The organism is Catalinimonas alkaloidigena, from assembly GCF_900100765.1.
GTDB classification, from domain to species: Bacteria; Bacteroidota; Bacteroidia; order Cytophagales; family Flexibacteraceae; genus Mooreia; species Mooreia alkaloidigena.
Map to the genome: position 1 here is coordinate 426,705 of NZ_FNFO01000003.1, position 13,402 is coordinate 440,106.

General features: G+C 56.9%; 12 protein-coding genes. 5 read left to right on the forward strand and 7 right to left on the reverse strand.

The genetic code is table 11. The features are described from left to right. The first annotated feature begins 23 nt into the window (after positions 1-23). A complete protein-coding gene (gene der, locus BLR44_RS08955; protein WP_089681360.1) occupies positions 24-1,331 on the forward strand; it encodes a ribosome biogenesis GTPase Der in 1,308 nt (435 codons plus the stop codon). 65 nt (positions 1,332-1,396) lie between these two features. Then, positions 1,397-1,585 carry a hypothetical protein gene (locus BLR44_RS08960; RefSeq protein ID WP_143017200.1) on the forward strand — a complete coding sequence of 63 codons (189 nt, stop codon included), beginning with the start codon at positions 1,397-1,399 and terminating at the stop codon, positions 1,583-1,585. A 75-nt stretch (positions 1,586-1,660) separates the two neighbouring features. Here BLR44_RS08960 and rpiB read toward each other — a convergent pair whose 3' ends face one another. The 6 genes from rpiB to serS form a co-directional block, all read right to left on the reverse strand. Further along, positions 1,661-2,098, reverse strand: a complete 438-nt coding sequence (gene rpiB, locus BLR44_RS08965) for a ribose 5-phosphate isomerase B (RefSeq protein WP_089681362.1) — start codon at positions 2,096-2,098, stop codon at positions 1,661-1,663. Between the two features lie 5 nt (positions 2,099-2,103). Further along, complete coding sequence (gene tatC / locus BLR44_RS08970; protein WP_245706013.1) at positions 2,104-2,976, reverse strand: twin-arginine translocase subunit TatC; 873 nt, start codon at positions 2,974-2,976, stop codon at positions 2,104-2,106. A 53-nt stretch (positions 2,977-3,029) separates the two neighbouring features. After that, the gene (gene glyA, locus BLR44_RS08975; protein WP_089681363.1) at positions 3,030-4,325 is read right to left on the reverse strand and encodes a serine hydroxymethyltransferase; all 1,296 of its coding nucleotides are present in this window, start codon (positions 4,323-4,325) and stop codon (positions 3,030-3,032) included. 102 nt (positions 4,326-4,427) lie between these two features. Then, positions 4,428-5,180, reverse strand: coding sequence for a tetratricopeptide repeat protein (locus BLR44_RS08980; RefSeq protein ID WP_176955960.1), 753 nt, complete (start codon positions 5,178-5,180; stop codon positions 4,428-4,430). Between the two features lie 14 nt (positions 5,181-5,194). After that, positions 5,195-5,683, reverse strand: a complete 489-nt coding sequence (locus BLR44_RS08985; protein WP_089681365.1) for a GNAT family N-acetyltransferase — start codon at positions 5,681-5,683, stop codon at positions 5,195-5,197. A gap of 78 nt (positions 5,684-5,761) precedes the next feature. Further along, complete coding sequence (serS, locus tag BLR44_RS08990; protein WP_089681366.1) at positions 5,762-7,039, reverse strand: serine--tRNA ligase; 1,278 nt, start codon at positions 7,037-7,039, stop codon at positions 5,762-5,764. A 368-nt stretch (positions 7,040-7,407) separates the two neighbouring features. On the opposite strand from serS, the gene rho reads away from it, so the two are divergent. Then, positions 7,408-9,156: a transcription termination factor Rho gene (gene rho, locus BLR44_RS08995; protein WP_089681367.1), complete on the forward strand. Its 1,749-nt coding sequence runs from the start codon at positions 7,408-7,410 to the stop codon at positions 9,154-9,156. A 168-nt stretch (positions 9,157-9,324) separates the two neighbouring features. Next, entirely contained in the window at positions 9,325-10,554 is a 1,230-nt protein-coding gene (locus tag BLR44_RS09000; RefSeq protein WP_089681368.1) for a mechanosensitive ion channel family protein, read from the forward strand. Here the strand turns inward: BLR44_RS09000 and BLR44_RS09005 are convergent. Then, positions 10,551-12,368: an ABC transporter ATP-binding protein gene (locus BLR44_RS09005; protein ID WP_089681369.1), complete on the reverse strand. Its 1,818-nt coding sequence runs from the start codon at positions 12,366-12,368 to the stop codon at positions 10,551-10,553. The genes BLR44_RS09000 and BLR44_RS09005 overlap by 4 nt on opposite strands. 143 nt (positions 12,369-12,511) lie before the next feature. On the opposite strand from BLR44_RS09005, the gene BLR44_RS09010 reads away from it, so the two are divergent. Next, complete coding sequence (locus BLR44_RS09010; protein WP_089681370.1) at positions 12,512-13,375, forward strand: sigma-70 family RNA polymerase sigma factor; 864 nt, start codon at positions 12,512-12,514, stop codon at positions 13,373-13,375. The last annotated feature ends 27 nt before the right edge of the window (positions 13,376-13,402 follow it).

A 13,402-nucleotide genomic window follows, 5' to 3' on the forward strand; every position in this document is an offset into this window, starting at 1 on the left:
TAACACGTTTATATCCGCCAATCATGGCCAATTTAGTTGCAATCGTCGGCCGCCCCAACGTCGGCAAATCAACCCTGTTCAATCGCCTGGTGGGACACCGTCAGGCCATCATGGATAACGAAAGCGGCGTCACGCGCGACCGCCATTACGGCCACTCCGAGTGGATCGGCAAGTACTTTACCGTCGTCGATACGGGCGGCTACGTCGTCGGGTCCGAAGACGTGTTCGAAGGCGCCATCCGCGAGCAGGTGCAGATCGCCCTCGACGAGGCGACGGTCGTGCTGTTTGTGGTCGACGTCGACGCCGGCATGACGGGCCTGGACGAGGAGTTTGCGCAGGTGTTGCGCCAGACCGACAAGCCGGTGCTGCTGGTGGCGAACAAAGCCGACACCACGGACCGCCATCACATGATGGGCGAATTTTACGCCCTGGGCATGGGCGACCCGTATCCGATTTCCGCCCAGAACGGCGCAGGCACCGGCGATTTGCTCGACCAGGTGGTGAGCTACTTCCAGTCGCCCGGCGAAGAAGATCCTGACGAGGGCGTTCCGCGCATCGCGATTCTGGGCCGCCCCAACGTGGGCAAATCCTCGCTGGTGAATGTACTGCTGGGCCAGGAGCGGAACATCGTGACCGACATTGCCGGCACCACCCGCGACGCTGTGGACGCGCGGTACAAGGCCTACGGCAAAGATTTTATCCTGACCGATACGGCAGGGCTACGTCGCAAATCGCGCGTGAAGGAAAACATCGAGTTTTATTCGGTGATGCGCTCGCTGCGGGCGCTGGAAGACTCCGACGTGTGCGTGATTGTGCTGGACGCCACGCGCGGCATCGAGGCGCAAGACGTCAACATCATTTTTCTGGCCGCCAAAAACAGAAAGGGGCTGGTGATTCTGGTGAACAAGTGGGACCTGGTGGAGAAGGACACCAACACCGCCCGCGATTTTGAACGGGCCATTCAGGCGCGCCTCGAACCGATGGACTACATTCCGGTGCTGTTTGTGTCGGCCCTGACGAAGCAACGCATTTTCCAGGCGATGGAAAAGGCCATTGAGGTGTACGAAAACATGAGCAAGCGCATTCCGACGTCGGAGCTGAACGAAAAAATTCTGCCTGAAATCGAGAAAACACCGCCGCCGACCAGCAAGGGGAAATACATCCGCATCAAGTACATGACCCAGCTACCGACCAAAACGCCGTCGTTCGCATTCTTCTGCAATTTGCCGCAATACGTAAAAGAACCTTATCAACGCTTTTTGGAGAATAAAATTCGGCAAAATTTTGATTTCACAGGTGTTCCTATCAACATCTTCTTCAGAAAAAAATAAATGACGAACCTTGAATAAGTCAGACTCGTAGCTACTTTTGTGTCTTACTTAACTTTCGTTTCAAGATGAAAAAATTGGTTGCTCTCTTATTTGTTGGCGGCGCGCTTGCGTTCGCTGCTTGTTCAGAAGGCACTTCAACTTCGGGCGATGCCGACACGGCAACCGTCCAGGAACCCATGATGAATGCTCCTGCAGAAGGACAGAGCATGGAGGAAATGCCGATGGACACCATGACCACCGACACCACGATGTAATCATCTTATCTTCCTACAAAGAAGCCCCGCCTGTTGCACAGACGGGGCTTTTCTTTTTAAGCGACGTATCGTGGTTTACACGCAGGCGATCTTGCCGATCCGGCGTGCGTGCCGCCCGCCTTCGAAAGCAGTATCCAGAAAGGTCTGCACCATTTCCAGCGCCGTGGCTTCGCTGACGAATCGGGCCGGAATGCACAGAACGTTAGCGTCGTTGTGTTGACGCGTCAGGGCGGCAATCTCGGAGGTCCAGCACAGCGCTGCCCGAATGCCCTGGTGTTTGTTGGCCGCAATGGCCACTCCGTTGCCCGTACCGCAGATCAGCACCCCTAACTCGACCGCACCATCCTCGACCGCACTGGCGACGGGGTGGGCAAAGTCGGGATAGTCGACCGAATCTTCGCTGTAGGTGCCTTTGTCGACAACTTCCAGATGGCGTTCGTTCAGCAAGGCCACTACTTTTTCTTTCAGGGCAAAACCGGCGTGGTCAGCACCGATGGCTATTTTGGTAAACATGGCGTTTATATTTCAGTTTTTTCAGGTACTTCAGCATCGTCCCGCACTTGCAGGGCGCTGATCTGTTTTTCTACTCGCTTGCGCACCACTACGGCCGAGATGCGGATGCCCACTTCGTAAAGCAACAGCAGAGGCAACGATACCATGATCTGGCTGATGACATCCGGTGGTGTGATGACGGCCGAGACGACCAGGATCACCACCAGCGCGTGGCGACGGAAGTAGCGCAACGTGATGGGCGTAACCACGCCCACCTTCGACAGCACATAAATGACGACGGGCAACTGGAACATCAGGCCGCAGGCCAGTACGATCATGGTCACCGTCGAGACGTACGACAGAATGTCGAACTCGTTCAGGATGCTTTCGTCGACCTGGTAGTTGGACAGGAAGTTGACCGAAATGGGCGTGACAATGAAATACCCGAAGGCAATACCCGTCATGAACAGCAACGTCACCCAGAACACGGCACCGGTCGTCATTCCTTTCTCGTGGTCGTACAGGCCGGGTCGTATGAATCGCCACAATTCCCAGAAGGCATACGGAAAAGCGCAAATCAGCCCAACGACAAACGAGGTGGTCAGGTGCATCGAAAACTGACCCGTCATGGTCCGGCTCTGGATCACAAACGGCAGTTTGTCCATGCAAAGCGCCTCGGACCCCATCAGGTTGCCCAGTTTGCAAAACATGCGGTACGTCCAGAAATCGGTACGCGAAGGCCCCAGGATCAGGTCGTGAAAGATCAGTTTCTTCGAAACGAACGCCAGGATGGAAAACACCCCGATGGCCAACCCGGCCCGAATCAAGTGCCACCGGAGTTCTTCCAGGTGGTCGATGAACGACATCTCTTTGCTATCCAACGAATCCTCGTTCCTCATTAGCTCTAGTCATAAAAGTAGGATACCTGTTGCGCGCACGTTTGGAACGTGCATTACGCCTGAAACAGGGGGTAGTCACCCATCCACTGATTAATTTCTTCTTTGACGGCACTCAGCTTGGCGTCGTCGTCGTGGTGCATCAGCACCGTATCGATGTACTCCACAATGCGCGCCATGTCGCTCTCTTTCAGGCCGCGGGTAGTCGCCGCTGCCGTGCCGACCCGCATCCCCGACGTGACGAACGGCGACTTGTCGTCGAACGGCACCATGTTTTTGTTGATGGTGATGTCGGCTTTGATCAATGTATTTTCGGCCAGCTTGCCGGTCAGTCCTTTGGAGCGCAGGTCGATCAGCATCATGTGGTTGTCGGTTCCGCCCGAAATGATGGTGTAGTCACGGGCCACAAAGGCTTTCGCCATGGCCGCGGCATTCTGCTGTACCTGGCGCACGTAGTCGCCGTAGGCGTCGGACAAGGCTTCGTGGAAGGCCACCGCCTTGGCCGCGATGACGTGCTCCAGCGGACCGCCCTGCGTACCGGGGAATACTCCCGAATCGAGCAGCGACGACATGGAACGCAGTTCACCTTTCGGGGTTTTCAGGCCGAACGGATTGTCAAAATCTTCGCCCATCATGATCATCCCGCCCCGCGGGCCGCGCAGCGTTTTGTGCGTTGTGGTCGTCACGATGTGGCAATGTTTCAGCGGATCGTTCAGCAACCCTTTGGCGATCAGGCCGGAAGGGTGCGAAATGTCGGCCAGCAGCAGGGCGCCAATCTGGTCGGCCATGGCACGCAGGCGTTCGTAATCCCAGTCGCGCGAGTAGGCCGAGGCCCCGCAAATGATCAGCTTCGGCTTCTCTTTCACGGCCGTAGCTTCCACTTTGTCCCAGTCGATCCGGCCGGTTTCGGCCTCTACGCCGTAGAACAGCGGCTGGTACAGTTTCCCCGAAAAGTTGACCGGCGAACCGTGCGTCAGGTGGCCACCGTGCGACAGGTCAAAGCCCAGAATTTTGTCGCCGGGATTCAGCACCGCCAGCATCACCGCCGCGTTGGCCTGCGCGCCCGAATGGGGCTGTACGTTGGCCCAGGTGGCGCCGAACAGTTCTTTCACCCGGTCAATGGCCAGTTGCTCGATCTCGTCGACGACTTCACATCCGCCGTAGTAGCGCTTGCCGGGCAGGCCTTCTGCGTATTTGTTCGTCAGCACAGTGCCCATTGCCTCCATCACCTGTGGCGAAACAAAGTTTTCGGAGGCGATCAGCTCGATGCCGTACTGCTGGCGGTGTTTTTCTTTCTCGATCAGATCAAAAATGCGGGCATCGCGCGTGAGAGCAGAAGATTGCGTAAGCATAAGAAGATGTAAGGTTAGTAGAGAACGGAACCCGACAAAATTACAACAAAATACGGATGCCTCGTGCCAAACCTACGGAACAAAAAGGCAACCGGATTTCGCTTACGACGAGAGCGACTTGCGGATGAAGTCGGCCACTTCGCGCCAGCCTTGCCGTGTGGTGGTCAGTTCGCGCATCACCCGCAGGTAGTCGCCCACGCCCGGCCGGGCGGCCTCGGTCGGCGCAGTGGGCGGAAGGGGTTGCGGAGTGGCAGCCGCCGCGTCAGTTGCCGGCGTCGGGACGTTCTGGCCCGCGCGGGGCGTGTCGCCGCTCAACGTATCGGCCCGGTCGAAATGGCGCTGGGCGCGTTGTTTGTAGCCGCGTTGCTCTTCCAGAAGCCCCAGGTTGTTGTGCGCGATGGCGTCGTCAGGGTCCAGTTCAATGGCGTACTGATAATCGGCGATGGCCCCTTCGACGTCGCCGTAGTGAGCCCGCACGTACGCCCGGCTGCTGTAACGGTAGGGATTCTGCGGTTCGAGCGCCTGCGCCTGGTCGAGGTCGGCCAGCGCCGCCTGCGCATTCGCCTGATGGTAATGCACGATGGCCCGGTCGGCATAGTACACAGCCTGGTGCGGGGCCAGCGCCACGGCCTGATCGAAGTCGGTCAGCGCCAGCGGGAAGTTTTGCACCCGAAACGAGGCTAACCCGCGCTGGTGCAGGGCATCGGCGTGTTGAGGCTTCGCCTTTAACACCTTGGAAAAAGCCTGGTAGGCTTCCCGGTACTTTTCCTGTTGCAGCAGACGCAGTCCTTCCTGAAAAAGAGGTTCGTTCGTGTCCATGCCTAGCCAACACACAAAAGGAGCGATGTGTTGCATCGCTCCCCGGTTTCTTATGCTTCCTCGTCGAATCGCCACGACTCCACCTGCTGGCGCGTCATGTGGGCGTTTACCCATTCGGGATCGAGCGTCATGAATTGTCGTTTGTAGAAGTTGATGGCGGGCTCGTTCCACTCCAGCACTTGCAGCGACATGCCGTTGCAGTCGTTTTCCTGCGCCACGCGGATCATCTGGTTGAACAGCGCGTTGCCAATGCCTTTGCGCCGGTGGTCTTCCTCCACAATCAGGTCTTCCAGGTAGAGGCGCTTGCCTTTCCAGGTGGAATAGCGCCAGTAATAGAACGCGGCGCCAACAACCTTGCCGTCGATTTCGGCGACATACGCGCCGAACAGCGGATCAGACCCGAAGCCGTCTTTGCGCAACTGCTCTTCCGAGTTCTCTACCTCGCGGGGAGCTTTCTCGAACAACGCCAGTTCCTTGATCAGACGAAACAGCGCGGGAACGTCTTCGCGGGTGGCTTTCCGAATGGTGTAGTCTTTCATAGAGGGGAAGTGAACGTAAGCTTCTGAAACATCTGTACGCAAAAGGCCGGGGGAAGTATACACGCCCACGGCCAGCGTCTACTCGATCGACGCGAAGCCGGTATACGGATGCAACACGTCGGGCAGGCGCACTCCCTCGGGTGTCTGGTTATTTTCCAGCAACGCCGCTACAATCCGTGGCAGGGCCAGCGCACTCCCGTTGAGCGTATGGAGGATCTCCGGCTTCTTGCCGGCTTCGGGCCGGTAGCGCAGCTTGAGGCGATTGGCCTGGAAGGTTTCGAAATTACTGACCGAGCTCACTTCCAGCCAGCGCTGCTGCGCGGCCGACCACACTTCCAGGTCGTAGGTCAGGGCGGAGGTGAAGCCCATGTCGCCCCCACATAACCGTAACACCCGGTACGGAAGCTGCAACTGTTGCAACAGATGCTCGACGTGCGCCAGCATTTCTTCCAGGGCCTGGTACGATTCTTCCGGCCGGCGCACTTGTACAATCTCCACCTTGTCGAACTGGTGTAGTCGGTTCAGGCCCCGTACGTGCGCTCCCCACGAGCCCGCCTCCCGCCGGAAACAGGGCGTATACCCCACGTGGCGCACCGGCAGCTCGTCCTTTTCCAGAATCACGTCGCGGTACAGGTTGGTAATGGGCACTTCGGCCGTCGGGATGACAAACAGATCGTCGGCGGTGATGTGGTACATCTGTCCATCTTTGTCGGGCAACTGGCCCGTGCCATAACCCGAGTCGCGATTGACCAGGATCGGGGGCTGAACCTCGACGTATCCGGCTTCCATGGCCTTGTCCAGGAAAAAGTTGACCAGCGCCCGCTGCAATCGGGCCCCTTTTCCCTTATAAACCGGAAAACCTGCTCCGGAAATTTTATTCCCTAGTTCAAAGTCGATAATATTGTACTGGCGAATGAGGTCCCAATGCGGCAGCGCTTCCGTGGGCAAATGTGGGTGCTCACCAACCTCCCGTACGACTTCGTTCTCATCCGCCGACGTCCCTGCCGGAACGCTCTCGTGGGGTACGTTAGGCAATTCCACCAACCACTCGTCGAGGGTCGCAACGGCCGTGGCGAGTTGATCTGTCAGTTCTTTAGAGCGGGTACGGAGCTGAGCGGCTTCCTGCTTGGCAATTTCGGCCTGATCGCGCTGTCCGGTTTTCATCAACTGCCCAATGGCTTTGGCGCGTTGGTTGGCATCGGCCAGCACACGGTCGAGTTGTCCCTGCAATTCACGTCGCTGAGTGTCCAGGTCCAGAATGCGCGCCACGCGGGTTTCGGCATTCGGGAAATTCCGCTTTTGCAGACCAGCCAACACCTTTTCTTGATTTTCGCGAATAAACTGAACTTGTAACATAAAATGATTGTAAGAAGTATATGTACATGAGTGACCACCCTTCGCCAAGGGTTGGGGCGGCAAAAGTAAAGAAACCTTTCAGTGCAGCCGCCGTAATTGTACACGCGAGGAACTAATACTAAAATCACGACGTACAATTTTCCGTAAACTTTTTTGCAGTGGTCAATGCCATTACCTTGACAAGTAAGGCCTGAATTGATACTATTGCAGAATTGTTTCCGACCCGAGCCTACATCATAGCAGGCTTGTTCCTTTTTAGATGCTTTTCTTACCCCTACGCCTTCCGGCTTAGATCACAAACTAGTCAGCCATTGCGCATTTTATACCCTCACTGTGCGTGAACATCGAATTTCTACGAGTCCCATTTTATGTATAACATTGAAGAACTGCGAGGAAAGCTTCTTTCCGAACTAAAAGAGATTGCTGAGGATTTGGGCGTCAAGAATTACAAACGAGTCGCCAAAAACGACCTTGTCTACAAAATACTTGACCAGCAGGCAGTTATCCCCGAAAAAGAATTGCCCCCTAAAAAGGGTGCCGAAGCGGAAGACAGCAAAGAGCCTGTGGCGAAAAGCGCCTCAACATCAGCCGCCGAGCCTGAGAAAGACCGAGAAGAGAACCGCGCGCCTCGCAAGCGTGTGCGTGTGAAGCGGGCAAACGTCAAAGAGGTCGCCGCAGAACCTTCTCACCCCTCAAAAAACACGTCGTCCTCAAACGATAATGACAACGACGACGAAGATATAGACCTACTCAAATCGTTTACGTCAGAGATAGAACAAACCATGACCTCATTCGATGCCGATGAGGAAGAGTCTGCTCCGCCACCCCCAAAACCCAGCCGGGAACGCGAACAGCCCAAGCGCGAACGCGAAAACGTGGTGCACAACAACGGAAACCGCCCCAATAACAACCCCAATGGCAACGGTGCTTCCGCAGCCGCCCCCGCTCCTCAAACTCACAACCAGCGCCCGACGAAAAAGTCTCAAAAACAGATCCGCGATTTCGATGGCGTGATCGACAATGAGGGCGTATTGGAGATGATGCAGGACGGTTACGGCTTTTTACGGTCGCCCGACTACAACTATTTAGCTTCTCCCGACGACATTTACGTGTCGCCGTCTCAAATTAAACTGTTCGGCCTCAAAACGGGCGACACGGTGCGCGGCCAGATTCGCCCGCCGAAAGAGGGTGAAAAATACTTTGCGCTGCTGCGCGTCGAGACCGTGAACGGAAAGACCACCGAAGAAATTCGCGACCGCGTTCCGTTTGAGTACCTGACGCCGCTGTTCCCGAACGAACGGCTGCAACTCAGCACCGCCAGCAACAAACTTTCGACCCGTGTGCTCGATTTGTTCTCGCCCATTGGGAAGGGACAGCGGGGCATGATCGTCGCCCAGCCCAAAACCGGTAAAACGGTGCTGTTGCAGGAAATTGCCAATGCCATTGCCGAAAACCACCCGGAAGTGTATCTGTTGGTGTTGCTGATCGACGAACGTCCGGAAGAGGTAACCGACATGGCGCGCAACGTCCGGGCAGAAGTGATTTCGTCGACCTTCGACGAACAGGCCGAGCGCCACGTAAAAGTGGCCAGCATTGTCCTGGAAAAAGCCAAACGTCTGGTAGAGTGTGGTCACGACGTGGTGATTCTGCTGGATTCCATCACCCGCCTGGCCCGTGCCTACAACACGGTGGTGCCGTCGTCGGGTAAAATCCTGTCCGGTGGTGTCGATGCCAACGCCCTCCACAAGCCCAAGCGTTTCTTCGGTGCGGCCCGCAACGTTGAAAACGGCGGTTCGCTGACCATTATCGCCACGGCGCTGATCGAGACCGGCTCGAAGATGGACGAAGTGATTTTCGAAGAATTTAAAGGTACCGGTAACATGGAATTGCAGCTTGACCGCAAGCTGGCCAACAAGCGTGTGTACCCGGCCATCGACGTACCTGCTTCCGGCACCCGCCGCGAAGACCTGCTCATGGAAAAAGACGAGCTATCGCGCGTCTGGATTCTGCGCAAGCACATGTCCGACATGACCTCGATCGAAGCGATGGAGTTCCTCAAAGACAAAATGAAAGGCACGCGCGACAACGCCGAATTCCTGATTTCGATGAACGGCTAAGACGCCGTTGTGTCCCCATAAAACAAGGCAGTCCGTTGAGGGCTGCCTTTTCTTTTTAGCTACCTTTGCGGCGCATTTTAACGGGTAAACCACCTGACTTTTGAGTAACCCTTGCCGACCGCAACGCAGGCGTCTTGCGGTCGGCGTTGCGACCTCACCACACGTTCTATGTTTGAGTTGACCGATTTGACTTCTTTGCTGGCGCACGAAATTCTGGACAACCCGCTGCGCAGCATTTTGTACAGCCTGGGCATCATTGCCGCGTGGTTTCTGCTGCGGCGCTTCATTGTGCGGGCACTCAGTTACCTTTTTTACCGTCTTCTGCGCGGCACCTCTCCGGGCGGCGATGCGACGGAAACGCAACCCCAGGACAGCGCTGTGCCACCGGTGGTTACCGAACACCCCGCCGCCCGCTTTGCAGAACTGCTGCGCAAGCCTGTAGGCTTGGTGCTGACGTTACTCATTGTGTTCGCGGCCCTCTCGATTCTGGAGTTTCCGGACGCCTGGGACTTGACGCCCCCCAACGAGCCCGGTCTGCGGCTGGGCCTGTTGCGTGCGTATCAGATTACGCTGGTGTTTGCTTCCACGTGGATCTTGCTGCGCGTCGTGGACTATTTCGCCATCCTGTATCAGGAGCGCGCCGAAGAGAGCCAGTCGCGACTGGGACTACAGCTGGTGCCCTTCCTGCGGCAGATGGGCAAGTTTGTGCTGATCATCATTGCCTTCTTCTTCGTGCTTGGGGCCATATTCCACCTCGACATTTCGTCCATCATCGCCGGGCTGGGCATCGGCGGGCTGGCCGTAGCGCTGGCCGGTAAAGAGACGCTGGAAAACTTGTTTGCCGCCTTTACGATTTTTCTGGACCGGCCGTTTGTGGTCGGCGATCTGGTGCAGGTCGGTTCCATCATCGGCACGGTGGAGCGCATTGGCTTTCGGAGCACGCAGATCCGGACGCTGGAAAAAAGTGTGCTAACCCTGCCGAACAAACAGATGATCGACCAGCCGCTGGACAACCTCGCGCTGCGGACGTTCCGCCGGGCACGTTTCGAAGTCGGGTTGATGTACAACACGCCCGAAGAAAAACTGCGGGAGGTGATTCAGGCCATCGAAGAGGCCTTGCGCCAGCATCCGAAGCTCAACGACGACAGCCACGTGTCGTTTCTCGAATTTAAAGACAGCTCGCTTAGTCTGCTGGTGCTCTTCTTTGTAAACACGCTCGACTATTACGAGTATAACAAGGTCCGCGAAGAGGTAAACCTGCAAATCCTGACGATCGTCCGGCAACACGGCTGTTCGTTTGCATTTCCGTCGCGCTCGCTTTACTTCGAGAACAGCGTGCCTGCTCAAAACAACGCCACAAACGGCAAAGTCGCTCCGCAGGAACGGCCCCTGCCTTAACCAACCTGTTGCGGCTCGAACTGGAGGCGCAGCAGGTGCTGGTACACGCCCTCTTCCAGGTGCGCCAGTTCGGCATGCGTGCCCGCTTCGACCACCTGCCCGTCGCCGATTACATAAATGCGGTCTACCTTGCGGATGGTCGCCAAACGGTGTGCAATGATGATGGTCGTGCGGTTTTCCATCAACACGTCGAGGGCTTCCTGCACCACCCGTTCCGATTCGGCATCGAGCGAAGAGGTCGCTTCGTCCAGGACGAGAATGGTAGGATTTTTCAGAATGGCGCGGGCGATGGCGATGCGCTGGCGTTGCCCACCCGAAAGTTTGACGCCCCGCTCGCCCACCACGGTACTCAACCCTTCGGGGAACGCGCTGATAAAGCTCCAGGCATTGGCTTTACGAGCCGCCTCAATCACTTCCTGTTCTGTAGCCCCCGGCTTGCCGTACGCAATGTTTTCGCGAATGGTGCCGCCGAACAGCATCACTTCCTGCGGCACGATGCCAATGTGATGGCGCAGCGCGGTCAAGTCCATGTCGTGCACCGGCTGGTCGTCGATGCAAATCCGCCCTCCCTCCACCTGATGGAACCGCATGAGCAACTGCACAATGGTCGATTTGCCTGCGCCGCTGTGCCCGACCAGGGCAATTTTCTGCCCCGGCAGCACTTCCAGCGAAAGATCTTTCAGCACCGTAACGTCCGGGCGGGTGGGGTACGCAAAACGTACGTGCTCGTACGTGACGTGGCCACGCAAAGCGGGCACGGGTACTTCCGGCTGAGTCAGATCCAGTTCGCCGGGCGTATTCAGGATGTCGAGCACGCGCTCCGACGCCCCGATCGATTTCTGCAACTGCCCGTATAGGTCGCCCATGCCACCGACCGCCCCCCCGATGAACATGGTGTAGATGATAAACGAAACCAGATCGCCGATGGTCATCGTGCCTTCGGCCACCAGCCCTAATCCATACCACAAGACCAGCACAATGCCCCCGAACAGGGAGAAAATGATAAACGACGCGAAGAACAGCCCCCGGTAACGCGCAGCGCTCAGGGCATTGCGTACCACCCGCTCCAGCGCCGTGCTGTAGCGCCCCACCTCGTAACGTTCGTTTGTAAACGACTTGACGACCTGCACGGCCTGAAGCGTTTCTTCAACGACCGTATTGGCCTGCGCCAGATCGTCCTGCACCTGCTTGGACAGTTTCCGGATGAACTTCCCGAAAAAGATAGCCGCTACAATCAGAACCGGAAAAGACAGGAGCATGACGAGGGTCAGCTGAGGCGAGCGAAACGCGATGATGCCGATCCCAACAATCAGGATGGCGATCTGACGGAGCAATTCGGCCAGCGTCGTCGAAAAGGTGCTTTGCAGTTGGGTGATGTCGTTGGTGATGCGGCTGTTGAGTTCGCCCACCCGGCTCTGTTCAAAAAAAGGAATGCCCAGCGACATCATTTTTTGATACAACGCCAGGCGGATGTCACGCAACGCCTGTTCTACCATCTTGGCAAACAACCAGATGCGCGAATAGGAGAAAAGCCCCTGCAACACCAGAATGCCGATCATGAAGAGGGCAATCTGGTTCCGGTTGGCGAAGAGCCCCTCCGTGTTTTCGCCCACCGAATCGACCAGCTTGCCCGTGATGAACGGGAAGACCATCGACATCAGGCTGGAGAACAAAAGGAACAGCAGCCCCCCGGCAAAATAGCCGCGATACGGGCGAATAAAACCAAAGATCTGGCGCAGGTGCTGCAACCCCTGCTTGTTAACTTTGACTTTTTTGTCGTCTTCGGAAACGTCCGAGCGGAATCGTTTTGCCATGCATCAAAAAGTATTCGTTATCAGTAACCCTCAGAAACCAAGGTGGGTTCAGCCGCGCGCAAAGTAGTTGCCAAGGCAACCCCCCACGGTAGACGAATCCGTCGTCTTTTTTACTTTAGCATCCGTTCGCAACTTTTCCGACGATGGTGCTTGCCGAAGAATTTACCCGCTACCGCCCCTACCTGTTTGCCGTGGCCTACCACATTTTAGGCGAAGTGCAGGAGGCTGAGGACGTGCTGCAGGATGTGGTCACGGCCTGCCTGGAAGCGCCGACGAAACCGATACAACACCCCAAGGCGTACCTGACCCGGATGGTGGCGAACCAGAGCATCGACCGGTTGAAGGTGCTGAAGAAACAGCGGGCAGTGTACACGGGCACCTGGCTGCCCGAACCCCTGATTACACCCGAACGGTCCGACGGCATTGCCTCGGAAGGCATCCTGAGTTACGAGGTGCTGCATGCGCTGGAAAACCTTACGCCGACCGAACGGGCCGTGTTCGTGTTGCGCGAAGCCTTCGACTATCCTTACCGCGAAATGGCTTCGTGGCTGAATACTACCGAGGCCAACTGCCGCCAACTGCTGCGCCGGGCCCGTCAGAAAATCGCCGTTCGTCCCACAGCACCCGCCCCGTCCTCGGGCCTGGAAACCCTGATGCGTGCCTTTCTGCACGCGTGCCAGGAACAAAACCTGGAGGCGTTGCTGCAACTGCTGCACGAAGACGTAGCGATGTATTCGGACGGGGGCGGAAAAGTATCGGCGGCGGTGCATCCTGTGCTGGGCCGTCGGTCGGTCGGCAAGTTTTTCCTCGGATTGGCGCGCAAAGGTCTGGCGACCATACCGGTGGTGGTAGACGTAAACGGCCAGACGGGCTTCCTGTATACTGCAGCCGACGGAACGCCCGCGACGCTCGTGCTCGTAGCACTGGAACACCATGCGGTGAAGCGCTTTTTCATCGTGCGGAACCCGGACAAGCTAAAAATTTTGTTGCAGTCTGTCACAAAATGAGCGCCTTCCAGACATACGGGAAAAAAC

Bases quoted from the DNA above. Each gene is read 5' to 3' on its own strand.
- der (WP_089681360.1), top strand. From the start codon at position 24: ATGGCCAATTTAGTTGCAATCGTCGGCCGCCCCAACGTCGGCAAATCA.
- BLR44_RS09010 (WP_089681370.1), top strand. From the start codon at position 12,512: ATGGTGCTTGCCGAAGAATTTACCCGCTACCGCCCCTACCTGTTTGCC.
- tatC (WP_245706013.1), bottom strand. From the start codon at position 2,976: ATGAGGAACGAGGATTCGTTGGATAGCAAAGAGATGTCGTTCATCGAC.
- BLR44_RS09000 (WP_089681368.1), top strand. From the start codon at position 9,325: ATGTTTGAGTTGACCGATTTGACTTCTTTGCTGGCGCACGAAATTCTG.
- BLR44_RS08980 (WP_176955960.1), bottom strand. From the start codon at position 5,180: ATGCAACACATCGCTCCTTTTGTGTGTTGGCTAGGCATGGACACGAAC.
- glyA (WP_089681363.1), bottom strand. From the start codon at position 4,325: ATGCTTACGCAATCTTCTGCTCTCACGCGCGATGCCCGCATTTTTGAT.
- rpiB (WP_089681362.1), bottom strand. From the start codon at position 2,098: ATGTTTACCAAAATAGCCATCGGTGCTGACCACGCCGGTTTTGCCCTG.
- rho (WP_089681367.1), top strand. From the start codon at position 7,408: ATGTATAACATTGAAGAACTGCGAGGAAAGCTTCTTTCCGAACTAAAA.
- BLR44_RS08960 (WP_143017200.1), top strand. From the start codon at position 1,397: ATGAAAAAATTGGTTGCTCTCTTATTTGTTGGCGGCGCGCTTGCGTTC.
- BLR44_RS08985 (WP_089681365.1), bottom strand. From the start codon at position 5,683: ATGAAAGACTACACCATTCGGAAAGCCACCCGCGAAGACGTTCCCGCG.
- BLR44_RS09005 (WP_089681369.1), bottom strand. From the start codon at position 12,368: ATGGCAAAACGATTCCGCTCGGACGTTTCCGAAGACGACAAAAAAGTC.
- serS (WP_089681366.1), bottom strand. From the start codon at position 7,039: ATGTTACAAGTTCAGTTTATTCGCGAAAATCAAGAAAAGGTGTTGGCT.